The organism is Pseudolysobacter antarcticus (genome assembly GCF_004168365.1).
GTDB classification, from domain to species: Bacteria; Pseudomonadota; Gammaproteobacteria; order Xanthomonadales; family Rhodanobacteraceae; genus Pseudolysobacter; species Pseudolysobacter antarcticus.
This window is the reverse complement of the sequence record NZ_CP035704.1, coordinates 308,349-331,809: the sequence shown is the minus strand read 5'-3', so window position 1 is coordinate 331,809 and position 23,461 is coordinate 308,349. Positions and strand designations below refer to the sequence as shown.

The window sequence follows — 23,461 nt, the reverse complement described above, 5'->3', positions numbered from 1 at the left end:
GGCCTCGATATGATCGGCAAGATGTTCAGACCTCCCGAGCCGGCTTGTCAGCAGCATCAAGACCGCGAAAATGCGGCCACAAATAAATGAACAACGCCGCTGTCGGCACGACGGCGAGCACCGTGATGATGAAATACATGCCGTAACCGGTGGCTGCGGCAATCCCGCCGGCAAAAAAACCGAGCACCTTGCCAGGCAGATTGACCATCGAACTCAGCAGCGCGTACTGCGTCGCCGTATGTTTGCGATTCACCAGCGATGACAAGAACGCAACCGTGGGCGGGCCGAGGAAACCCAAGGTCAGGTTCTCGCAGGAAATCACCGCCGTCAGCACCATCAAATCGCCCGGATGCGCGATCAGGCACAGATACAACAAATTACTGCTGCCGCAAAGGATGATCGACGCACACAACGAGCGCCACGCGCCCCACCGCGCGACCGCAGCGCCGCCGAGAAATACGCCGACGATGCCGATCCACACGCCGTAGATCTTGGTTACCGCGCCGATTTCGGTCTTGCTGAAACCCATGTCGCGGTAAAACGGACTCATGATGCCGCCGACCGTGGCTTGCTCGGGAATCTTGAACAACAGGATGAACAACAACGTCGCGCCGGCGAGATGCCAGCCATAACGACGAAAAAAATCAGCGAACGGATCGATGATGGCCAAGCGCATCGCATCGCTCCAGCGTGCCGGCAGCAAACGCTCGGCGATCGGCTCGCGCGCGTACAGATTGCCGAGGATCGGAATGATCATGGCGGCAGCCATCACGAGGTAAACCCAGCTCCACGGCAGATGATCGGCCAAGATCAGCGCCAATGCGCCCGACAAAATCAGCGCAATGCGATAGCCCAGCGAATAGGTCGCAACCAGTGCGCCTTGCGCGTCAAGCGGTGCAATTTCGATACGATAAGCGTCAACCGCAATGTCCTGCGTCGCGCCAAAAAACGCGACGACGAGCGTGGCCGCCACGAACGCGTACAAGTGCATGGGGGTCAGCGCCGCCATGGCGATCAATCCGATCACCACACCGATTTGCGCGAACAGCAACCAACCGCGCCGCTGACCGAGCTGCGCGAAACCTGGCATACGCCAATGATCAAGCAGTGGCGCCCACAGAAACTTGAACGCGTACGTCATTCCGGCGCTCGCGATCATCGTGATGTCTTTCAGCTGGATGTCGTTTTCCTTGAGCCAATACGCCAGCGTGCCGGCGACCAGCAGAAACGGCAATCCCGACGAGAAGCCGAACAGGAACATCGTCCACGCCGCGGGCTGCGCGAACGCAGTCCAGACCGATGGTCTGGCGCTGCGCGTGGCGGCGCTCATGGCCGACTCATGCGCGGTAGTCGACCAAATACGGCGCGTGATCAGAAAAGCGTTGCTCGGTATAGATCGAACAACTCTGCAAACGCTCACGCAAAGATGGCGTCACGATCTGGTAATCGATACGCCAACCGACATTGTTCGCGCGCGCCTGGCCGCGATTCGACCACCAAGTGTATTCGACCGCATCGGGTTTCAACGCGCGGAAACTGTCGACCCAACCTTGGCCGCCGAACAGCAGATCGAGCCACGCGCGTTCTGCGGGCAAGCAGCCGGAATTCTTCTGGTTCGACGACCAGTTCTTGATGTCGTTGCGGGTGTGCACGATGTTCCAGTCGCCGCACAGAACGTAGTCGCGTCCGCTGTCGCGCCACTGCTGCAATTGCGGCGTGAGCCAGTCCATCACCTTGAACTTGAATGCCTGTCGTTCATCGCCGGAACTTCCCGACGGGATGTAGAACGAGACCACGCTGAGATTGCCGAAACGCGCTTCAATATAGCGGCCTTCTTCGTCGAAATCTGTCCAGCCCATCGCGGTGCGAACTTCATCCGGCGCGCGCCGTGTATAGATCGCGACACCGCTATAGCCTTTTTTGGTGCTGGCATCGCGGAAATAGACCGAGTAACCCAGCGGGCGAAACAGCGCATCGGCAAGTTGGTGTTCCTGTGCCTTGGTTTCCTGCAGGCACACAACATCTGCATCCTGCGTTGCAAGCCATTCGAAGAAGCCTTTGCTCGCCGCCGAACGGATACCGTTGGCGTTGAAAGAAATGATGCGCATGGGTTTGGTTCGGCGTGAAAACGAAGGCCACAGAGTAGCCGAATCAATGCCGATCGGACAGCAGCGGCGAGCGGTCACAACGCTGCATGCAACGGGCTTGCTATGATGGCCGCTTTCGATTCGGAACCGAACCGCGTGCACGCTTATCAACGCGACTTTCTCGATCTGGCGCTGCGCCGTGACGCCTTGCGATTTGGCGAATTCACGCTGAAATCCGGACGTATCAGCCCGTATTTTTTCAACGCTGGGCGTTTCGACAGCGGCGCCGATCTGGCCGCACTCGGCAGCGCGTACGCGGCATCGGTGCTCGCCTCGGATATCGGTTTCGACATGTTGTTCGGCCCGGCCTACAAAGGCATTCCGCTGGCCGCCGCCACCGCAGTCACGCTGGCGACAAAATACGATCGCAATGTGCCAGTGGCCTACAACCGCAAGGAGGCCAAGGCGCACGGCGAAGGCGGCATGTTGATCGGCGCGCCGCTCGCCGGGCGCGTATTGATCGTCGATGATGTGATCACCGCCGGCACCGCGATCCGCGAATCACTCGCGCTGATTCACGCGCATGGCGCGACGCCGTGCGGCGTGCTGATTGCGCTGGATCGCGAGGAGCGCGGCCAAAGCACGTTGTCGGCAGCGCAGGAAGTCAGTGCGGAATTTTCCATCCCGGTGCTGGCAATCGCACGCCTGACCGAGTTGCTCACACTTACGCAAAACAATCCCACGCTCGCGCTGCATCACGCCAGACTCGCTGAATATCGCCAACAATATGGTGTGTGATACAACGCCAATATCGGCTTCGTTTTATTCGCTACCACATCGATACCAATCACGATTTATTGGGGAATGACATGCGCAAATCTGCCCTCCTTATTCTGCTCGCCACGTTTTGCACCGGCATCGCCGTCGCGCAGTCCGCAAGCCATGTGAAATACAAATGGAAAGACGCGCAAGGCAGTCTGCATTTTGCCGACGCGTTGCCACCAGAAGCGGTGGAGGTCGGCTACGACATCGTCAATGCGCAAGGCATCGTGGTGAAACATGTGGATCGCGCAAAAACGCCGGGCGAGCTGAAAGCGGCGCAGGAAGAAGCCAAACGCAAGCAGGAAACCCAGCGCCAGAACGATCAGCAAAATCGTAACGATCAACAGATGCTATCCGCATACGCGACCGTTGACGAACTGGCGAAGGCGCAGCTGGCGCAGATCGATGCGATCGATCAGAACATCACTTCAGCAAAAACCGGTATCGCCAATGAGGAAAAAACCCTCGCTGATTTCCTCGCGCGTGCTGGCGAGATCGAGCACAACGGCCAGCCCGTGCCGCCCACGCTGACCAAACATATTGCCGATCTGCGCAACAGCCTGAATGATCACAACGCTTATATTGCACGTCGCGAGGCAGAGAAAGTCGATCTGGCGAAAAAGTTTGAAGTGCAGCAGCAGCATTACCGGGATTTGGTGAAGGCGGCCAAAGAAGGACATTGAGTCGCTACCAATTATGAGCCTCTTCGCTTCCATTCGAGGCTACATTTCTACGGCCTTTCGCTGGCAAGCCGGGCGCCAAAACAATGGCTACGAAAAGATGCTGTTGTTCACGGCTCGCTGGCCACTACCCTTTGATAGCTATCTCATTCGCTACCCTGACGGGTCGGAAATTCATCCTCATACCGATCCAGTTCAATTGGGCAGGCACTTTCGTCTAAACATCGTTCTCAAGCCGCCAAAATCTGGCGGTGAGTTCGTCTGCGCAAACCCAATTTTCGCCTCAAAGCGCATCAAATTTTTCCGCCCGGACCTATGCGAGCACAGCGTCACGCGCGTGAAGGGTGGCACCCGGTATGTATTTTCACTCGGCTGGATGTATGGCCGAAATATCAGTTAGCGGCAAGCTCACGGTCAACGCAGCAAACAAGACTTCGCGACTCGCCCCCGCGGTCTATCTGGCTGATATAGCAGATTCTTGAACAATACAAATCGAGATGCATTTCGCAGAAAATCAAAACGGCAACTTCAACCCCGCATCCAGCGCCAGCATCTGCTTGCGGAATACGCCCTTGATGCGCTCCAGCGCGGCTGCGTCGTCGGCATCGAAACGCAGCACCAGGATCGGCGTGGTATTCGATGCTCGCACCAAGCCCCAGCCGTCCGACCAGTCGGCACGCACGCCGTCGATCTTGGTGACACGCGCGCCGTCGAATTGCGCAGCCTGCTGGAAATGCTCAATGAAACGATAGTTCTCGCCTTCGTTCATTTCGAACTTGAGCTCGGGTGTGCTGACGCCTTTCGGCAGGCTGTCGAAAATCTCCTGCGGCTGGCGTTCTTCGAGATCGCCCGCGAGAATTTCGAGCAGTCGCGCTGCCGCATAAATACCGTCATCAAAGCCGTACCAGCGTTCGCGGAAAAAGAAATGGCCGCTCATCTCGCCGGCCAACTCGGCTTGCGTTTCGCGCATCTTCGCCTTGATCAGCGAATGCCCTGTGCGCCACATCACCGGACTGCCGGCGTGCTGCAGAATCAGCGGCTGCAGATGGCCGGTGCATTTGACGTCGTAGATGATCGTCGCGCCCGGATTGCGGCTGAGCACGTCGATCGCGAACAGCATCAGCACACGGTCGGGATAGATGATTTCGCCAGTACGCGTGACCACACCGAGGCGATCGCCGTCACCATCGAATGCGAGGCCGATATCCGCACCGGTTTTTTTCACGGTGAGGATCAGATCCTGCAGATTATGCGGATCGGACGGATCGGGATGATGGTTGGGAAAGTTGCCATCGACATCGCAATACAGCGGCAGGATTTCGCAACCGATGCCGGCCAATACTGCCGGCGCCACCGCGCCCGGGATGCCGTTGCCGCAATCCACGACCACTTTGAGTTTGCGTTGTACCTGCACGTCGCCGGTGATCCGGTCGATGTATTCACGCGTGATATCCATCGCCTGCAACGTGCCTTCGCCGGCGCTGAGATCACCATCATTGATGCGTCGATGCAGGTCGCGAATCGCGCCTTCGGCGAGGGTTTCGCCACCGAGCACGATCTTGAAGCCGTTGTAGTCCGGCGGGTTGTGACTGCCTGTCACCATGACACCGGAGCCGGCATTCAAATGATACGTGGCGAAGTACAAGGTCGGTGTCGGCACCGCGCCGATATCGATCACATTGCAGCCCGCCGCGCGCAAACCCTGGATCAACGCCGCCGACAATTCCGGGCCGGACAAACGTCCGTCGCGACCGACCACGACTTCGAGCAATCCGCGCGCGCGCGCTTCGCTGCCGATAGCGTGGCCAATGCCACGCGCGACCGCCGCATCAAGGGTTTTACCGAGCACGCCGCGAATATCGTAAGCGCGAAAGATGCCCGGATCGAGCAACGCCGGCGGCACATCCTTGCGCGGCGCGGGCAAGCGCGCAATCGGTTTCGCGGCGTTTGTCGAAGCAGGAGCGGACGCCTGATTGCGCAACGATTGTTCCAAGGTCGGGCTTTCCTCGTATCTTTCCTGACGCCGCATTTTGCCGACCAGGCGCTGGATGCCGGCCTGGCGCAACCACAGCAATGCGCCGCCGAGCAGCAGCAGGATCAACGCGACGATAGACAACACAGCGGGTTGCCGCGGCAGCACGACGAACTGATCGGGTTGCGCTACCGCCACACGAAACAGACTGCCGGCGACGGGCACACTCAACGCCGAGGAATTTTCGCCACCGTCGCCGAGCCGCTCAATCAGATGATCCGCGCCGATGCTGCCCTGGCGCAAATCGATCTGCGCGCCGGATATTGCTGATTGCTGATGAAACAGCGTCAGCAACGGCGTCATCGGCAGCTGCAGATAGGCATACGCGATGGTTTTAAGTTCACGTTGCACTGGCAACGCCAGCGCCAGATAACGCGGTTTGTCCTTGCCATCGGCCTGTGCCTGCGCGGGCGCGCCTTTTTGCAGACTATGCGCTTGCACCAGCATCGCCGCGCGGGCGTAGCCGAATTTGACCAAATCGGCGCGCATCACTTCAACGATTTCCGGGCTGTAAAATTCAGCGCCGAGCAACTCCGGCCATTGTGTTTGTATCGCCAGAGCGGCGGCGGTCCGGCCAGCTTCATCGGCGTTGCCGAGCGTCGCCAGCACTGACTCATCAGCAACGGATTGTTCGGCACGCTTTTGCGTGTCCAGCAGCAAACGGCTTAATGCGGCAGCTTGCTGATCGCGTATTTGCAACGCGGCCGCCACGGCATGTTCGGCGCTGTAAATCTGCCAGGCCTGCCAGGCGACAAACATGCCGCCGATCAGCAACACGGTTGCCGCTGCGAGCAGCAGCAGTCGCGGCAACATCACGCGCAATGCATTTTTATGAGGCATATCTGGATTGGCCCTTTGCCATACGCCGCTAGTGTCCTGTCTCACAAGTACCATCAAATAATTCCGGCGTCTTCCGGCGCGATACCGCGTTGCTCGTCGTCACCATAGTCCCGCTATGGTTCCTCCTCGCGCCTTGTCTCGCACCGAAATCCATCCGGAATTTCTTCGCCTTACTTGTGAGACAGGACACTAGCGCACGAGTTGTATTGCCACGAAAATTTCCAACGCGTTTGTGCCAGCAATCCTCATGCCACACCCGAGTGACCGAAGCCGCCCGCGCCGCGTTCGCTCGCGGCAAACTCATCCACCAAACGAAACTCCGCGCGCATGACCGGCATCAAAACCAATTGTGCAATGCGATCCCCCGGCGCAATAGTAAAGGCCTGCGCAGAACGGTTCCAGCACGAAATCATCAGCGGGCCTTGATAGTCCGAATCGATCAGACCAACCAGATTGCCGAGCACGATGCCGTGTTTATGTCCCAGACCCGAGCGCGGCAGGATGACGGCGCACAATTCCGGGTTGCGAATATGCACCGCAATGCCGGTAGGAATCAGCGCCGACTCGCCCGCCTGCAGCGTAATCGGCTCGATCGGCGCGGCACGCAAATCCATGCCGGCCGAACCCGTCGTAGCGTAATGCGGCAACGCGATGCTGGTGCCGATGCGTGGATCGAGAATCTTCAGCTCGATCTCGTGAATTAAAATATGTGCCGGAAAACTCATGGACGACCGCTGGCCTGGTAACGCTCCAGCACGCGCGCCAGCAATTGATGCGCAAGCACCAACTTTGATGCGCGCGGCAAGCACTCGCTGCCTTCCCGCCAGATCACGTTGAGCTGATTGTCTTCGGCTTCAAAACCGCAGCCGTTGCCGACGCAATTTGCTGCGATCATGTCGAGATTCTTGCGCAGCAGTTTGGCGCGCGCGTATTCCTCGACCGATTCGGTTTCGGCGGCGAAACCTACCAGAAACGGATGCTCCGGCAGCGCCGCGACCTCGGCAAGAATGTCCGGATTTTCGGTCAGAGCTAGTGCCAGACCTTGACCCGTTTTCTTGAGCTTGTGTGGCGCGACGCTTTGCGGCCGGTAATCACCAACCGCCGCGGCGGAAATGAAAATCTCGTTGACGGTAGCGTGCTGCAATACCGCGCTGCGCATCTGTTCGGCGCTGCGCACATCTACCCGCATAACGCCGCTCGGCGTATCGAGCGCCACCGGCCCGGCGATCAAGGTTACTTCCGCGCCTTGTTCGGCGGCGGCGCGGGCCACCGCGAAGCCCATACGACCAGAGCTGCGATTGCCGACAAAACGCACTGGATCGATGTCTTCGTAAGTCGGCCCGGCACTCACCAGCACGCGTTTGCCCGCAAGCGGTCGCGGTCCACGCAGCGCGATCAAACCCGCGACAATGTCATCGGGTTCGAGCAGGCGCCCGGTGCCGATATCACCGCAGGCCTGATCGCCGGAATCAGGCCCGAGAAAATGCACGCCGCGCTGGCGCAAAGTGACAATATTCGCCTGCGTTGCCGCGTGCGCCCACATCTGCCGATTCATCGATGGCGCCACCGCCAACGGCGCCGCACTCGCGAGGCACAACGTGGTCAGCAAATCATCGGCCAGACCGTGCGCGAGGCGCGCGAGAATATTCGCTGTCGCGGGCGCGATCAGGATATGTTCCGCCCAACGCGCAAGTTCGATGTGCCCCATCGCCGACTCGGCGGCTTCGTCCCACAAACCGCTACGCACCGGTTGTCCGCACAATGCCTGGAACGTCAGCGGTGTGACGAAATGTGTAGCCCCGGCCGTCAGCACCACGCGCACTTCGGCGCCGGCATCGCCGAGACGCCGCACCAGTTCGGCGGCCTTGTATGCCGCAATGCCGCCGGAGACGCCCAGCAGCACGCGCACTTTGGAAAGATCAGGTGTGCTCATGTACGAAAATGCTCACAAAACAACGCGCCGATAGCTTACCGGAATTCGTGCCACGCGCCGCTGTCACTCGCAATAGCCGATGTTTATGCTGAAACACCCGCAAAGGATAGTTATGACAGCTCGCCAGCGCACACAAATTGATCGATCTGCCATTACGTCCGAATCTGTTCGGCCATGCCGAATGGACCAAATCCGCTTATGAGCATTCGCGATTGGCCGGTCGGCGAACGTCCGCGCGAAAAGTTGCTGGAACGCGGTGCGGCAGCGTTATCCGATGCTGAGTTACTCGCGCTGTTTCTCGGCAGCGGTCGGCGTGGGCAAAGTGCCGTCGATCTCGGTCGTGAGCTGTTGCAGCGCTATGGCAGTTTGCGCACGCTGCTCGAACTCGATATTGCACAACTACTCGAAGCCTCCGGCCTCGGCCCGGCCAAGGCCTGCAAACTGCTGGCCGCGCTCGAGCTGGCGCGCCGTTATCTCGGCGAAGAACTCAAACGCGACATCGCCTTGACTCATCCTGGCGCGTGCGCCGATTATCTCAAGGCGCGTCTCGGCGGATATTCCTACGAAGTATTTGCGTGTGTTTTCCTCGACCAGCGCCAGCGTGTGATCGCGTGCGAAGAATTGTTCCGCGGCACCATTGATGGCGCCAGCGTGCATCCGCGCGAAGTCGTGCGACGCTGCCTCGCACTGAATGCCGCCGCGGTTATTTTTGCGCACAACCATCCGTCGGGCGTGGCCGAGCCGAGTCAGGCCGACCGCGATATCACGCGGCATTTGCGCGACGCTTTGGCCTTGATCGATGTGCGTGTGCTCGATCATTTCATCGTCGGTCGTGGTGTACCAACCTCGCTCGCGCAACGCGGCTGGATTTGAACGGCGAGTTTTTGCCAACCACGTCGCAACTGTATTTTTAGCGATAGGTTTTTTTGCGCGCTTCGAGCACAATCCGCGAACTCCAAACGGATGTCTGTGTGCGATGCCCAAGACGGCGATGCTGCTGCAGTTTCCTCGAAAATTTCCGGCCGACGAAATCGAGCAACACGTCGCGGATGCAGCGACTGCGCGCGCGCTTGTCACCGCGCGACGCCCGGATTTACTGGCGCTATTGCAACAGCGGCGCGAACGCATCAGCAAGGTTCCGCAATGGCAACTGCACGATGCCAGCGAAGTCGAGCGCGGCGAAAATACCTTGCTGATTGCATTCTGCCGACTCGCGTTTCGGCATGGTTCGTGGGGGACGGATTTCCACGCGTACCACAACGAAGAACATATCCTTGAGATTCTTGGCACACGGATCGATTGCCTGCTCGATCACATCGGCGTGAACGGACTGCAACTGCGCGACTGGTATCTGCTGTCGCTATTTGCCGCCGGCCACGATCTGCGCCAGCGCGAGAAACCGCAATTTGTCGCCGGAGTTGGCAGCAACGAGCAGGCCAGCATCGAGGAAACGTTTCGCATCCTGCAGATTTGCGGTTTCGACGACAGCACCGCGCTGGCGCTATACAAATCGATGGCGCTGATGATTGCCGGCAGCACGTTCGATGCGCGCCCGGCGCCGAACGATCTCGAATACAACAGTGCCGAACTCGCGCAAAGCGGCGGCGCCTTGGCGCAACGGCTGGATCGCAAACTCGACGATCATCTGCCGGACTGGCGTAGCGATGAGGATTTGCAACACGCATTGCCGCTGGCGTTGCTGGCCGCCGATCTGGATACCGCGAATGTTGCCGCGCCGTTTCCGGTATTCGCCGCGAGCGCGGAGCGACTCTGTCGCGAGCGCGAGATGCGCAGTCATCGCTGCCTGCAGGACGAAAGCTCGGCGGCGCCGGTGCTGGCGTTTCTGACCGATGGGCAGGAGCGCTATTTTTTTGACCTGCATCGTTTCCATTCGGAAATCGGACGCGCCACGTTCGAGGCCGCGAAGCAGGAAAATGCCGCGCGTCTGCAGGCGCAAACGATGGCTTTGCGCGCACGTATCGCGATGCAAGGCATGCCAAAAACCGGCGACGGCGTGATCGCGATCTATCGCGAGGTTGTCGCCGGCATTGCCTGATCGCGACCTAGTCCGTCGCGCACGATCGAGTCTCCGAAAACTCGCCTGCGCCATAACGGCGAAAAAAAGACGGCGCTTCCCTGCACCCGATACCATACGCATCCCGCATGGCATCTTTTCCTGCTGCTGAGCGCTGGCGCTGCGCCAAGTCCGCTCGATGAACCTAGTTTGGGGCGAAATCATTGCATCGCGATGACAACAAAATTCACCCGCAAACCGCGCCGCGCCGCGTCGTGCGCGTAAATTCCCTTTCTGCACAAGCGCTGCGCCGACTACAATAGGCCGCTTTGTTTCTGGAATTTGCCGTGAAAGACCATATCCGCGATCTCGTTGCCCACGCACTCGATGCGCTCAAAACACAAGGCATGCTGCCGGCCGATGTCGCGCCCGCCTTCGTCATCGAGCGCACGCGCAGCCGCGAGCATGGCGACTATGCGTGCAATGTCGCGCTGTTGCTGGCCAAGGCCGCCGCGCGCAAACCGCGCGAGATTGCCGAAGCGCTCGTGCAGGTTTTGCCGCCATCCGCAGACATCGCCAAGATCGAAATCGCCGGGCCGGGTTTTATCAATTTTTTCCTGAGCGCGGCGGCGTATCAGAATGAGGTCCGCACGATTCTCGGCGCTGGTGCAACTTACGGGCGCAGCAACATCGGCGGCGGTCGCAAGCTGCAGGTTGAATTCGTCTCGGCCAATCCAACCGGGCCGCTGCATGTCGGTCATGGTCGCGGCGCGGCGGTCGGTGATTGTCTCGCGCGCCTGCTTGGCGCGATCGGCTGGGATGTCAGTCGCGAGTATTACTACAACGATGCCGGAGCGCAGATCAACAATCTCGGGCTGTCGGTGCAAGCGCGCGCGCGCGGCATCGAGCCGGAACAAACCGGCTGGCCCGAAGACGGCTATCGCGGTCACTACATTAGCGAAGTCGCCCGCGCGTTTCTCGCTGGTGAATCCGTCGATGCCGATGGCCAGCATATTGTCGCGAGCGGCAATGTCGACGACCTCGATGCGATCCGCCGTTTTGCGGTCGCAAGTCTGCGCCGTGAACAGGTGCTCGACTTGCAGGCGTTTGGTGTCGAGTTCGATGTCTATTACCTCGAAAGCTCGCTGTACAGCGAGGGCCGCGTCGAACAAACCGTGCAGCAATTGATCGCCAGCGGCCATACCTACGAGGCCGATGGCGCGATGTATTTGCGCACCACCGAGTTCGGCGACGACAAGGATCGCGTCATGCGGAAGTCGGATGGCGGCTATACCTATTTCGTACCGGATGTCGCGTATCACGTGAGCAAATGGCAGCGCGGTTTCGGTCGCGCGATCAACGAACAAGGCGCCGATCACCACAGCACGATTACGCGTGTGCGCGCTGGTTTGCAGGCGTTGAATATGCAAATTCCGCAAGGCTGGCCGGATTACGTGCTGCACCAGATGGTGACGGTGATGCGCAGCGGCGAGGAAGTGAAGCTGTCCAAGCGCGCCGGCAGTTATGTCACCTTGCGCGACTTGATCGACGAAGTCGGCTGCGATGCGACCCGTTATTTTCTGGTCGCGCGCAAGGTCGATTCGCAACTGATATTCGACATCGATCTGGCGCGCTCGCAGTCGAACGACAATCCGGTTTATTACATTCAATATGCGCATGCGCGCGTCTGCAGTTTGCAGCGTCAACTGGTCGAACGCGGGCTCGGCTGGAATCGCGACAACGGCCTCGCACAACTCGCGCTGCTCACGAGCAATTACGAGCAATTGCTGATGGTCGAGTTGTCGCGTTATCCGGAAATGCTCGACGCCGCGGCGCAGAATCTCGAACCGCATATGCTCGCGCAATACCTGCGTGATCTCGCTACCGCGTTCCACGCGTATTACAACGGCGAATCCATTCTGGTTGCCGACGATAATCTGCGTGATGCGCGTTTGAACCTGTGCGCGGCGACGCGGCAAGTGCTGCAGAACGGATTGGATTTACTGGGCGTTTCCGCCCCGGAGAAAATGTAATGGCAGCAGCAAAACGCGGCAAGCAGGCGACGCGCGGCAATACGCAAAAATCCCTGCCGGCCTGGGTGTTGATCGGCATCGGCGTGTTGCTGGGGTTGGCGTTATCGGTGCTGGTTCTGTTCAAGGACTGGATGCCATCACTGCGCAAACACAACCAGCCGCAGCCGAATGCGGATGCCACGGCCGCGCGCGAAAGTGAACCCGGCGTTGCCGATGAAAGCGGCAAACCAAAAGACAAAGCGCCAGCCGCAGCACCACGCAAGACCTATGATTTCTACAGCGTGCTGCCGGAAATGGAAGTCGTGATTCCGGATGCCGAGCTCACCGCCAAGGCGCGCGCCGAAGCCGCCAAACAACAGGCCGCCGCCGCGCAAGCGCAGACTCAAGCCACCACCGGCCAACCGGCCAATCCGGCCACGACAACACCGGGCACAACACCCGCTACCACCGCCGATACCGGCGCGCATTACGTGCTGCAGGCCGGATCATTTCCGGACTCCAAGGAAGCGGACACAGTGAAAGCCAAACTCGCGCTGCTCGGCATCACCGCCAAGGTGCAGACCGTCACCGTCAACGGCAAAACCTGGAATCGAGTGAGAGTGGGTCCTTATCCAAGCGCCAGCGCACTGGAAGCCGCGAAGAAAACCTTGAACGATAATGGCATCAGCGCGATTGCGATGAAGGAAGTTGCGGGACAATAAATATTTCGCAGCCAAATGCTTATCCACCGCGGCTTTAAATCCATGCCGGGTTGTGAACCCATAACGTGTTATCCAAAAAGGAACTTCGTATGTTCGTTCGCAATTTTGTGCGTATCGGTTTTGTATTGCTGGCTTTGCTTGCATCGGTTGCGCAGGCAGCCATTCCCACGACCGAGCGCAATGCGCTGACCGCGCTTTACAGCAGCACGGGCGGCGCCAGCTGGACCAACAACACGGGCTGGAACGGCACGGTAGGTAGCGAATGCACCTGGTATGGCATCAGTTGCGATCACGGTTCGACGCATGTCGTCGGCATCGATCTGAGCATCAATAATCTCAGCGGACCGCTGCCCTCGCTCAGCAACTTGACGGCAATCACGATTCTGGATCTGCATGTCAATCATCTGACCGGATCGCTTGCAACTATTTCCAGCCTGACCAATCTGACCCAGTTCGTCGCTTACTCGAACCAATTTCAAGGGTCGATTCCCACGCTCACCACGCTTACGCAACTGGAATTTTTCGATGTTGATACCAACCAGCTCAACGGCACGCTCACGTCATTAACGGGGTTGACTCATCTGGTCGGTTTCATCGCCTACGCCAACCAATTGACGGGATCCATCCCGGCACTCACCGGCCTGACCAACCTGACGAGTTTCAATGTCCACGGCAACCAGTTGAGTGGTTCCATCCCGGCGCTCACCGGCCTGATCGGACTGAACAGTTTTGATGTCAGTTCCAATCTGCTCAACGGGTCGATCCCGAGCCTGAGCGGACTCGGCGCACTGAATTATTTTCTGGTCGGCAACAATCATCTCGACGGCGTTTTGCCGACGCCGCCGGCGAGCCTCACGCCGGGCGGCTCATCGTTGTGCGCCAACGATTTTCCGGCAGCCTCGTATACCGCCAGCACAGCATGGGATAGCGCGACCGGCTCATCGCCTTGGTTTACCGCGTGCAAGCTGATCTTCGTCAACGGCTTCGAAGGGCATTGATCGACGGTCGCGCCGTACATGCGCCACGGCGCGACCGCATCAAAACTTAGTGGCCTTCGAAACCGTCCTGGAAAATAAAGCCCGAGGTGAAGCGCCAGATCGTGCCGTGACCATCGTCGGCGACGTACAGGTTGCCATCACTGCCTTCGCCGAATCCGTAGACGATGCCACCGGGTGTGAATGGTGCTGATCCGAGCGTCACGTAAGTCCATGTCGCCGATGCAGGCGCGGGATTGGCGCTGATATAAATCGCGCTGCTGCAGTAGTCACTGAAAATGTATTGGCCACGCAATTGCTGGATCGGCCCGCGATACAAATAGCCACCCACCACGGCGCAGGTTCCGCTGTGCGGATAGTCGATTTTTGGCGGCACGCCGCCGAATGCGGGGGCGCAACCCGCGGCACCACCGGGATAGGTATGAAATCCCTCGCAGGCGTTCCACTGAAAATTCTGACCGACACTCGCTGCTGGCTGGTAATCGATTTCTTCGTAGGTGTTCTGGCCAACATCGCCGATATACATGTCGCCGTTGCTGCGATCAAAACTGAAGCGAAACGGATTGCGGAATCCCCAGTTGAAAATTTCTGCGCATTCGTTCGGGAAGGTGGCCACGCTGGCGAACGGATTGCCCGGTGGAATCGAATATTGTGCGGGCTGGCCGGGCGTCGATGCGCACATGTTGGCGGCAGCGGATGCCGTGGTCGTATGCACGTCCACACGAATGATCTTGCCGAGCAGGTAATAGATCACGCCGCTGCCGATGGTGTGACAAGTGGATGGCGTATTGTCCGCGCTCTTGCGTCCAGTGCATTGCGCGAAACCATTCGGATCGCCCTGCACGCCACCGTCGCCCATCGACCAATATAGAAATCCATCCGGGCCGAAATGAATATCGCCGCCGTTGTGATTGCTCGCGATGTCGGGCACGCGCATGACGACCGTGCCGGTCGCATTCGCCACGTCCGCATTGGCGGATACCGTATAGCGCGTCAGTACCTGATCTTCACTCGCGCCGATCTTCACGCCGCTTGCGGTGTTGACCACATAAAACGTGCCGTTGCTCGCGTAGTTTGGATCGAATGCGAGTCCGATCACGCCCTGCTCGCTGACACACGCGACATTGGGAATGGTAAGAAACGGCGTCGCCAATACCGCGCCGTTTTTCACGATCTTGATGCTGCCGGTAGTTGCCGACGAGCCTTCGGAAACACAGCGATCGATCACGAACAATCGACCCGATCCGTCGTTCGGTGCACGAATGCCGATCGGGTGATTAAAGCTGCCGTTCGGCACGACTTGTGTCAGCGTCAGATCGGACGGCGCGATTGCCAGCGCTGCGGTCGAGACGACCGAAACGCCGAGTAGCAGCGCGAAAGAATGAAAAATCTGTTTCCAGGTCAACATGGTGAATTCTCCTGCGTGACCCCCTGGAATATTTTTACCACGGATCGCGTGACAAACACATCCGCGTGATCGGAGGCTGGCTACGATCACGCTCCGCGCTTGAGCCGGATCAGTGAAGAAATATCCTCATCGCCACGTCCCTGCGCCATCAATGTCGCATAGTCACTGATGGATTTTTCGATCACGCTGCGATCGGTGCCGGCGGTTACCGCGAGTTCGCGCACGATCTTGAGATCCTTGTGCAATAACGCGAGTTTGAAGCCGACAGTAAATTCGTTGCGCAACATCGTCGCGCCGCGTTTGTCGAGAAACCAGCTGTTGGCCGCGCCGCCCAGCAAGGTCGGCAATAGCACCTCGGCGTCGAGCCCGAGTTTTTCGCCGAGCGCCAAACCCTCGCACACCGCTTGCGCGATGCCGGCAATCAGCACCTGATTCACCGCCTTGGTGTTCTGCCCTGCACCGCTGCCGCCCATGTGCGCGATGCGCGCGCCGTATGTCGTCAGCACCGGTTGCGCGCGTGCGAGTGTCGCCGCATCGCCGCCGACCATGATCGAGAGCTTGCCATTTTTTGCGCCTTCGACACCACCGGAAACCGGCGCGTCGAGAAAATCGCAGCCGTGCGCGAGCAAAATTATCTGCGCCTGTTTTGCCGTTTCCGACGAGACCGTGGAATGATCAATCACGATGCTGCCTGGCTTCAGCGCGGGTGCGAGATCGCGGCATATCGATAGCACATCGGCATCGGCGGTGACGCACAAAACAACGACATCGCACAACGCGGCCAGCGCGGCGTTGTCGACCGGCGCGGCCACATGCAATTCATCGGCGAGTGTCTGCGCCTTGGCAAACGTGCGATTGCCCACCGCGACCAGCAATCCCTGCCGCTGCAGGTGCGTAGCCATCGCCACACCCATCGCACCCAAGCCGATAAACCCAACCTTCAATTCAGTCATCGTTCGATTCCGCCAGATAGGTGTAGCCGGTCAATCCGGCTTCGAGGATCGCGTTCAATCGCTCTGCTTCGGCATCAGCGATGCCGGCCTGCACGAGTTTGTCGCGATAGGTGCTGCGCAAAATTCCGAGGTCGTAACCGACGTAGTCGAGCATGAGATCGGTCGTATCGCCGCGACGCAAATGCGAAAATTCGAAGCCACCTTGATCGTTCAGGCGCACGTTCACCGCATCGGTATCGCCGAACAGGTTGTGGATATCGCCGAGCGCTTCCTGATATGCGCCGACCAGAAAAATACCGAGTCGATACGATACGCCCGGCGTCGGCGTATGCAGCGGCAAACTCACATCGACGCCATCGGCGGCGACGTACTGATCGATACGGCCATCCGAATCACACGTGAGATCGGCGATCACACCGCGGCGATCGGGCTTATGTTCGAGTCCGGCGATCGGCATGATCGGGAAAATCTGATCGATCGCCCACGAATCCGGAATCGATTCGAAGATCGAGAAATTGACGAAATACTTGTCGACAAGTTTTTCGTTGAGCTCGTCCAATGCCTGGCGATGCGCGCGACCTTCGGGCTTCAAGCGGCCACGCAAGGCATTGACGATCGCGTAGTACAAATCATCGAGGCGCGCGCGATATTGCAGCGACAACTGGCCGAGCGCGTACAACGAATAACCTTCGGCGAGATGATGCTGCGCTTCGTGATACAACTCGATGACCGGGCGCTGCGCGATGTCGGCGTGGATCTCTCGCAGGTGACGCAAGGCCGAAGGTTCATCGGCATCTTCGGGCGGAATCGCACCGAGCGGCGCCTGCTCGATATCGCTGACATTGGTCACGAGCACGGCGTGATGCGCGGTCATCGCACGACCGGTTTCGGTGATGACGTGTGGCAGCGTCAGGCCATGTTCGGCGCAGACATCGGCGAGCGGCTGGACGATGGTCGCGGCGTATTGATCGAGGCCGTAGTTGACCGAACACTCCGAGCGCGAGCGCGTGCCTTCGTAATCCACGCCGAGTCCGCCACCGACATCGACGTACTTGATCGGCAGGCCGAGCTTGGACAGTTCGACAAAATAACGCACCGATTCGCGCATGCCGTTGGCGATGTCGCGCACGTTGGAAATCTGCGAGCCCATGAAAAAATGCAGCAGTTGCAAACTCTGCGTAAGACCGGCGGCCTTGAGCTGCTCGACCAGCGTGAGCAGCTGACGTGGCGTGAGGCCGAACTTGGATTTGTCGCCACCAGTGTTCTGCCATTTGCCCGCGCCAAGGCTGGTCAAACGCATGCGCACGCCGAACAGCGGTTCGACGCCCAGCGCCTTGGCTTCATCGATCGCATGTTTCAGCTCCGATGGTTTTTCGATGACGATAAAAATGCGATAACCGAGCTTGCGCCCGACCAGCGCAAGACGCAGATATTCGCGATCCTTGTAGCCGTTGCAAATCACGATGCTGCCGGGCCGCGCCAGCGCGAGCACGGCCATCAGCTCCGGTTTCGATCCGGCTTCCAGACCAAAACCATCCGCGCCCGCATTCGCGAGTTCGCCGGCCACGCCTTTCTGCTGATTGACCTTGATCGGATACACCGCGGTGTAGCCGCCCGCGTAATCGCAATCGGTCATCGCCTTGGCGAACGCACCCTGCAGGCGACCGAGACGATGCCGCAAGATATCCGCGAAACGCACCAGCAGCGGCAAACGCGCACCTTGTGCACAGGCGGCCTCGACCACTGCGGGCAACGACACTTCAGTGCCATCCGGGCCACGCGGATACACGCGCAAATCGCCGGTGTCGCCGACATCGAAATAACCTTCGCCCCAATTGGCGATGGCGTAAGTCTGGCGCGCCTGTTCGATCGTCCAGGGCTGGGTCATGGCTTGCGTGCTCCGCGCCGATACGGCGGATAAATGAATGAGGAATGTCTATTGTAACGGCCTGATATGCCTTGCGCGTGTCAGTGCAACACAGAGTAGGTACAATCCGCCGCCTTCCCTTCCATCTTTTCTGCAGGTTTCTCTTCCATGTCCAGCGCCGAGTCCACCTGGTTCACCGAAAATTTCGATCACTCCGGCTCGTCGATCGGCTTTCGCATCAAGCAGCAGCTGCATGCGGAGAAAACCCCGTTCCAGACCATCGAAATCTACGAAACCACCGATTGGGGCAACCTCATGGTGATCGACGGTTGCATGATGGTGACGGGACGCGACAATTTCCTGTATCACGAAATGATGTCGCATCCGGCGCTGTTCACACATCCGCGCGCCAAGCGTGTGGTGATCATCGGCGGCGGCGACTGCGGCACCTTGCGCGAAGTGCTCAAGCACGAAGAAGTTGAATCGGCGATCCAGGTCGAGATCGACGAACGAGTGACGCGTCTGGCCGAACGTTATTTCCCCGAGCTGTGCGAATCGAACAATGATCCGCGCGCGCAATTGCTGTTCGTCGACGGCATCAAGTGGATGGCCGAATGCGAACCGGAAACGCTGGATCTGATCATCGTCGATTCGACCGATCCGGTCGGCCCGGCTGAAGGTCTGTTCGGCGAAGCGTTTTATGTGTCGTGCATGAAGGCGCTGCGCACCGGCGGCATTTTGGTACAGCAGAGCGAATCGCCACTGATTCATCTGACCTTGATCAAAGCGATGCGCAACTCTATGAAGGCGGCGGGTTTCCACGCCGTGCGCACGTTGCCGTTTCCGCAACCGGCGTATCCGACCGGCTGGTGGAGCTGCACGATGGCGCGCAAGAATGCGGATCTTTCATCGTTCCGCGAGCGTGGTGCGGCGACCAAACAATTCGTGACGCGCTACTACAACGTCGATACGCATCGCGCGGCGCTGGCGTTGCCGGAATTCATGAAGGAAGCGCTCGGCGACTAGGTGTTGCTTTATCAACTCGCCACACTGCTAGTCGCGGCGAACGATAATCGATGAGGCATTTCAGAATCGCGAGCTGCGCACGCGCGAGAGAAACACCAGAATCAGCAAGGCCAGCGGTCCGCCGATCAGGGCAAAAATAAACCACACCAGACCGCTGCGATTCTTGCCTTGGGCCAATGCCGCGATGATCAACGCCAGCGTGCCCCAGCCGACGAAAAATTCGGGTCGGGCGGATTGGAACAAACTCAAGCCATCCATCATTATCCTCACGTGCAGCAGATTGGTAAACGTTACCGCAGTAACGATGTCGAGCGACGCATGCTAACGCGTTACCGTGCGAAGAAACTACCTGCTTACGCGTTAAATTTTCCTGCGTCGGTGCGATGACGTGAATAGTTCGGTGCTGGCCGCGTTCGGTTTCATTCTGACAATGCTCGCGATCGGTCGGCTGATTGCGTGGCGCTGCTGGGTGCCGCCGAATACGCCGGAAGCACTCAATCAAATCGTGTTGTACGTGTGTCTACCCGCCGCGATTCTGCTGTATGCGCCGGGTCTGCATTTCCAGCGCGAACTGCTCGGACTGGTGGCCGTACCGTGGCTGATGCTCGGGGCCAGCGTGTTGCTGATACTCGGATTGCAGCGCTGGGCGCAGGTGCGGCGCGATACCACCGGTGCGCTGTTGCTGACGGTATCGCTGGGCAATACCTCATTCCTCGGTTACCCGATGATCGTCGCTTTGTTGGGCGAAGCGGCACTGCCGTATGCGGTGATCTACGATCAGTTCGGTTCGTTTCTGATCCTGTCGAGTTTCGGCTTGGTGGTGCTCGCGATGTATGGCGATACGGCCCGCCCGACGCCGTTCGGCATGCTCAAACGCATCGCCGGTTTCCCACCAATGCTGGCCCTGGTGGCGGCGCTCACGATCATGCCGGAGCATCCGCCGGAAGCGATCAGCGAAGGATTAAAGCGTTTGTCCGGCGCGTTATTGCCGCTCGTGACTCTGGCGATCGGCATGCAGATTCGCTTCAAGTTGCCGCGTCACGATCTGCTGCCGCTGGGTGCCGGTTTGGCGTTCAAATTGCTGTTGCTGCCGCTGCTGGCGCTGGCCCTGTGCGGGCCGCTTGGACTCAGTGGCGACATCCGCAAAGTTGCCGTGTTGCAAGCCGCGATGCCGTCGATGATTACCGCCGGCGCACTCGCCGCCGCCGCCGGACTCGCGCCCGAACTCGCCGCCGCGCTGGTCGGTTACGGCATCGTTTTGTCGTTGGCAACGTTGCCGCTGTGGCTGTGGGTGCTGGGCTGATTTGCGCGGAAAATATCGGCTCGGTCGCGCTGCGCCACGCCACCGATTTTCAAACGCGTTATTGTTATGCTTTGCGTCGGCAATATTCCGCTCATGTGCAAAAGGAAGCAGTCCATGTCGCGTTGGAGTTTGATCGCACTTTTATTCGCCGCCACATCGGGTTGGTCACAGCAGACACCGACGACGCGTATTGCTGCTCCAGCAGAAGTATTAGCACCTGTCATCGCTCATGGCTCGTCCGCCAACAACACCCAAGAATCCGCTAACGCCGCAGCAGCTTCGATCGATGATGATTTGAGTCAATATCAGTCTGACGAGAGTCAGCACGCGCTACTCAAGCAATGGGTTCAGAGTCTGGCACGCAGTAATGATGCTCGCATGCTGATGGCTGCCGCGCTGTATGCCGTTTTGCTTCGGGAAGATAAGGAGGCCGAGCTATCCGCTGCGTTCAATCCCGAGATTTTGGTAGCTCGCGCAAAAAAAATCGAGCCGCGCGATCCGCAGATTTTATGGGTCGGTGCAATACAGGCATATGCTCCAGATCCGTCCACCGCATACGCTCAAGCCATACAAAGCCTGACCAAAATTGTGCCTGAGAATGGCGCGACATGGTTGCTGGAACTCGATGGCGCAAACAAAACTGGCGACACCATTGCTGCACACGTTGCTATCGAACATGCAGCAAAGGCCAAATATTTTGATGACTATGCCACGGCGATTATTGCAACGCTGCTGCAGGCCGATGCACATGTTGCGCATCAAGTTTCGCAGGCGTCGCAGCCTTCCAACCAGCGCGCGATAAATGCACAAAAAACGCGCGATATGGCCATGAGCTTTGGCGTTGTTGCGCTGATGGATCGCGGGTATCGGCCACTACTGGATAGCTGTGATCCCAAGCTAATGAGAGATAGTGATGCGCAATTACGCCTAAATTGCGTGGCAATCGGCAGGCTAATGAGCACCCATTCTACTAGCGCGATGGCGAGCATGATGGGCTTGCGCTTACAGCAGCGATTGATCGATGACGCAACCGGAATTGCAGAAATAGAACGGGAGCGACACCGCCTGGAATGGCTGTTTGACGCTAGCGGTAAGGCTGATGAAATCGTCTCGCGGGAGCGCCTATATCAATTGTTGCTGGCCGGTGATAGCGAAGTTTCCAGGATGCGCACTCTGATCAGCGAAGCCGGGATGCCACTCGAACCACCTGCCGAGTGGGAATCGCCTCATTTTCATTCGTACTGACCAATTCTCAAGCGGTGCCCAGTGAAAATGCTCAGCCGTTGCGCCGGATCACGCATCCACACAAACGCACGTAGATAAGCGGTTAACGCCCGGCACAGCCAGCAATGGATAGAATCGCGGTTTCTGCTCCTCGCGATCATCGCTCAAGGAATCGCCATGCTGCGTCGCCATCTTCTTGTTTGCCTGTTATTTCTGCTGCCATCGCTGGCGACTGCGCAAGACAGTTCCAGTGCTGCCGCGCCGCCGAAAACTCCGCCAGTTTCTGTGCCGAGCGAAATTCCGCAAGCCTCGGAAATTCCTGTCGCTGCTGCGCCGATGGAAGCGACACCCGCGAGCGAAACTTCAACACCTACTGCCGCTGCGCCCGCGACCTCGCCGCCAGCCAAAACCGGCAAGAATGCCAAGAAAAATCCTGTCGCGAACAAACCTGTGGTACCGGTGGCGGCTGCTCCCGCAACGCCCGTAGCCGACGATGGTTTTTCACCGAGCGAACGTTATCGCCGCGACATGATCAATTTCCTGACCTTGCGCACCGATGCGCCGCTGTTGCTGGCGGCGTCGATCATGGCGCGCCCGGACGATAATGATCCGGATCGTCCGCATGCTTTCCACTCGACCACGCTGCTGACGCGCGCGCAAACTGCCGGGCCGAAAGATGCGTTGACGTGGTGGATCACGGCGTTCGCCTGCGGCAACGCGATCCAGATCTGCCCGCGGCCGGACGCATTGCAAAAGCTCGACCAGATCGCAGCAAACAACGCGGCGGTTTGGCTGCTGGATGCGCAACGCGCGCAGAAGGCCGGTGATCGCACGGCCGCGAATGTCGCGCTCGCACGTGCCGGTGCGGCGCGCGAGTACAACGATTATTCGACCGAACTCACACGCACGCTATTGCAGGCGATCAACGATTTGCCGGTGCCGCCGGCCTTGCTGGAAAAACCACCGCAAGGCGTCGCAGCGACGCGAGAAGGCATCCAGCTGACGATCGCCTACAACCTTGCGAGCCGCCTCGGGCCGGGCGCGCAGCCGGTCATCGCAGCCGCGCTGGAGTTGTGCGATCCGACCATCAATGCCGCGCAGTTCGATGATCGGCGCAAGGATTGTCTGGCGCTGGCGGGCAAGCTCGAATGGGGTTCCAGCTTGCTCGCGCAACGCGCTGGCCTCGCACTGCGCGCACGATTGCAGGGCAGCGGCGACAAGCCGAATACGGAGATCGCCAACAAGCTGCGCAATCTCGCGTGGCAAGAACAACGCTCCACCGAAATCACGCAAGGCATGCTCGCCAGCGCCGATGGCACACGGCAATTGCAGCGTCTATCGTTGCAGAGTCATACCGAATCCGGACTGGTGTATGCGTTGTTGCGCGAGGCCAATGTGCCGCTGGAAGCGCCGCTGGAAACCACGCCGGAAACCGCACCCGCGGCGGACCCGACCGACAAGAATTAGCGCACCGAATCATCCATCGTCGCGGGGCGGGGCTTCCAGAGCACGCCTCGCGCGGTGTAGAGTCCAACGGTCTTTG

Annotated in this window: 21 protein-coding genes; 12 read left to right on the top strand and 9 right to left on the bottom strand. The window is 59.1% G+C overall.

Going from position 1 to position 23,461, the window contains the following annotated elements:
• Window positions 1–25: 25 nt before the first annotated feature.
• Window positions 26–1,330, bottom strand: coding sequence for an AmpG family muropeptide MFS transporter (locus tag ELE36_RS01445; RefSeq protein WP_242512331.1), 1,305 nt, complete (start codon window positions 1,328–1,330; stop codon window positions 26–28).
• Window positions 1,331–1,337: 7 nt separating this feature from the next.
• The gene (locus ELE36_RS01440; RefSeq protein ID WP_129831405.1) at window positions 1,338–2,108 is read right to left on the bottom strand and encodes an exodeoxyribonuclease III; all 771 of its coding nucleotides are present in this window, start codon (window positions 2,106–2,108) and stop codon (window positions 1,338–1,340) included.
• A 135-nt stretch (window positions 2,109–2,243) separates the two neighbouring features.
• Between ELE36_RS01440 and pyrE the strand changes: the two genes are divergently transcribed.
• The 3 genes from pyrE to ELE36_RS01425 all read left to right on the top strand — a co-directional run bounded on the left by pyrE (window position 2,244) and on the right by ELE36_RS01425 (window position 3,989).
• Window positions 2,244–2,885: an orotate phosphoribosyltransferase gene (gene pyrE, locus ELE36_RS01435; protein WP_129836541.1), complete on the top strand. Its 642-nt coding sequence runs from the start codon at window positions 2,244–2,246 to the stop codon at window positions 2,883–2,885.
• A 71-nt stretch (window positions 2,886–2,956) separates the two neighbouring features.
• Window positions 2,957–3,592, top strand: a complete 636-nt coding sequence (locus tag ELE36_RS01430; RefSeq protein ID WP_129831404.1) for a DUF4124 domain-containing protein — start codon at window positions 2,957–2,959, stop codon at window positions 3,590–3,592.
• Window positions 3,593–3,605: 13 nt separating this feature from the next.
• Window positions 3,606–3,989 carry a 2OG-Fe(II) oxygenase gene (locus ELE36_RS01425; protein WP_129831403.1) on the top strand — a complete coding sequence of 128 codons (384 nt, stop codon included), beginning with the start codon at window positions 3,606–3,608 and terminating at the stop codon, window positions 3,987–3,989.
• 114 nt (window positions 3,990–4,103) lie between these two features.
• Here the strand turns inward: ELE36_RS01425 and ELE36_RS01420 are convergent, their stop codons facing one another.
• The 3 genes from ELE36_RS01420 to coaBC all read right to left on the bottom strand — a co-directional run bounded on the left by ELE36_RS01420 (window position 4,104) and on the right by coaBC (window position 8,394).
• A complete protein-coding gene (locus ELE36_RS01420; RefSeq protein ID WP_129831402.1) occupies window positions 4,104–6,461 on the bottom strand; it encodes a phosphomannomutase/phosphoglucomutase in 2,358 nt (785 codons plus the stop codon).
• A 245-nt stretch (window positions 6,462–6,706) separates the two neighbouring features.
• Complete coding sequence (dut, locus tag ELE36_RS01415; RefSeq protein ID WP_207215841.1) at window positions 6,707–7,186, bottom strand: dUTP diphosphatase; 480 nt, start codon at window positions 7,184–7,186, stop codon at window positions 6,707–6,709.
• A complete protein-coding gene (gene coaBC / locus ELE36_RS01410) occupies window positions 7,183–8,394 on the bottom strand; it encodes a bifunctional phosphopantothenoylcysteine decarboxylase/phosphopantothenate--cysteine ligase CoaBC (RefSeq protein WP_129831401.1) in 1,212 nt (403 codons plus the stop codon). Before coaBC ends, dut begins: the two co-directional genes overlap by 4 nt.
• Before the next feature lie 198 nt (window positions 8,395–8,592).
• Between coaBC and radC the strand changes: the two genes are divergently transcribed.
• From radC to ELE36_RS01385, 5 genes are all read left to right on the top strand, one after another.
• Entirely contained in the window at window positions 8,593–9,267 is a 675-nt protein-coding gene (gene radC, locus ELE36_RS01405) for a RadC family protein (protein ID WP_129831400.1), read from the top strand.
• 103 nt (window positions 9,268–9,370) lie between these two features.
• Window positions 9,371–10,450 (top strand): hypothetical protein, encoded by a 1,080-nt coding sequence (locus ELE36_RS01400; RefSeq protein WP_129831399.1) that lies wholly within the window; start codon window positions 9,371–9,373, stop codon window positions 10,448–10,450.
• Between the two features lie 305 nt (window positions 10,451–10,755).
• Window positions 10,756–12,441, top strand: a complete 1,686-nt coding sequence (argS, locus tag ELE36_RS01395; protein WP_129831398.1) for an arginine--tRNA ligase — start codon at window positions 10,756–10,758, stop codon at window positions 12,439–12,441.
• Window positions 12,441–13,142 carry an SPOR domain-containing protein gene (locus ELE36_RS01390; protein WP_129831397.1) on the top strand — a complete coding sequence of 234 codons (702 nt, stop codon included), beginning with the start codon at window positions 12,441–12,443 and terminating at the stop codon, window positions 13,140–13,142. Before argS ends, ELE36_RS01390 begins: the two co-directional genes overlap by 1 nt.
• 89 nt (window positions 13,143–13,231) lie before the next feature.
• On the top strand, window positions 13,232–14,140 hold the full coding sequence (locus ELE36_RS01385; protein WP_129831396.1) for a leucine-rich repeat domain-containing protein: 909 nt from the start codon (window positions 13,232–13,234) through the stop codon (window positions 14,138–14,140).
• 46 nt (window positions 14,141–14,186) lie between these two features.
• On the opposite strand, the gene ELE36_RS01380 is transcribed toward ELE36_RS01385, so the two are convergent.
• The 3 genes from ELE36_RS01380 to speA all read right to left on the bottom strand — a co-directional run bounded on the left by ELE36_RS01380 (window position 14,187) and on the right by speA (window position 18,386).
• Window positions 14,187–15,545 (bottom strand): PQQ-dependent sugar dehydrogenase, encoded by a 1,359-nt coding sequence (locus tag ELE36_RS01380; RefSeq protein WP_129831395.1) that lies wholly within the window; start codon window positions 15,543–15,545, stop codon window positions 14,187–14,189.
• An 86-nt stretch (window positions 15,546–15,631) separates the two neighbouring features.
• Window positions 15,632–16,498: an NAD(P)-dependent oxidoreductase gene (locus ELE36_RS01375; RefSeq protein ID WP_207215840.1), complete on the bottom strand. Its 867-nt coding sequence runs from the start codon at window positions 16,496–16,498 to the stop codon at window positions 15,632–15,634.
• The gene (speA, locus tag ELE36_RS01370; RefSeq protein WP_129831394.1) at window positions 16,491–18,386 is read right to left on the bottom strand and encodes an arginine decarboxylase; all 1,896 of its coding nucleotides are present in this window, start codon (window positions 18,384–18,386) and stop codon (window positions 16,491–16,493) included. The genes ELE36_RS01375 and speA overlap by 8 nt, the downstream gene beginning before the upstream one ends.
• A gap of 147 nt (window positions 18,387–18,533) precedes the next feature.
• On the opposite strand from speA, the gene speE reads away from it, so the two are divergent.
• Window positions 18,534–19,391 (top strand): polyamine aminopropyltransferase, encoded by an 858-nt coding sequence (gene speE / locus ELE36_RS01365; RefSeq protein WP_129831393.1) that lies wholly within the window; start codon window positions 18,534–18,536, stop codon window positions 19,389–19,391.
• Between the two features lie 60 nt (window positions 19,392–19,451).
• Here speE and ELE36_RS01360 read toward each other — a convergent pair whose 3' ends face one another.
• A complete protein-coding gene (locus tag ELE36_RS01360) occupies window positions 19,452–19,649 on the bottom strand; it encodes an antitermination protein NusB (protein ID WP_129831392.1) in 198 nt (65 codons plus the stop codon).
• A gap of 172 nt (window positions 19,650–19,821) precedes the next feature.
• On the opposite strand from ELE36_RS01360, the gene ELE36_RS01355 reads away from it, so the two are divergent.
• The 3 genes from ELE36_RS01355 (at window position 19,822) to ELE36_RS01345 (ending at window position 23,385) form a co-directional block, all read left to right on the top strand.
• Window positions 19,822–20,694: an AEC family transporter gene (locus ELE36_RS01355; protein WP_129836535.1), complete on the top strand. Its 873-nt coding sequence runs from the start codon at window positions 19,822–19,824 to the stop codon at window positions 20,692–20,694.
• A gap of 114 nt (window positions 20,695–20,808) precedes the next feature.
• Window positions 20,809–21,939 (top strand): hypothetical protein, encoded by a 1,131-nt coding sequence (locus tag ELE36_RS01350; protein WP_129831391.1) that lies wholly within the window; start codon window positions 20,809–20,811, stop codon window positions 21,937–21,939.
• Between the two features lie 156 nt (window positions 21,940–22,095).
• A complete protein-coding gene (locus tag ELE36_RS01345) occupies window positions 22,096–23,385 on the top strand; it encodes a 2-oxoacid:acceptor oxidoreductase family protein (RefSeq protein WP_129831390.1) in 1,290 nt (429 codons plus the stop codon).
• The last annotated feature ends 76 nt before the right edge of the window (window positions 23,386–23,461 follow it).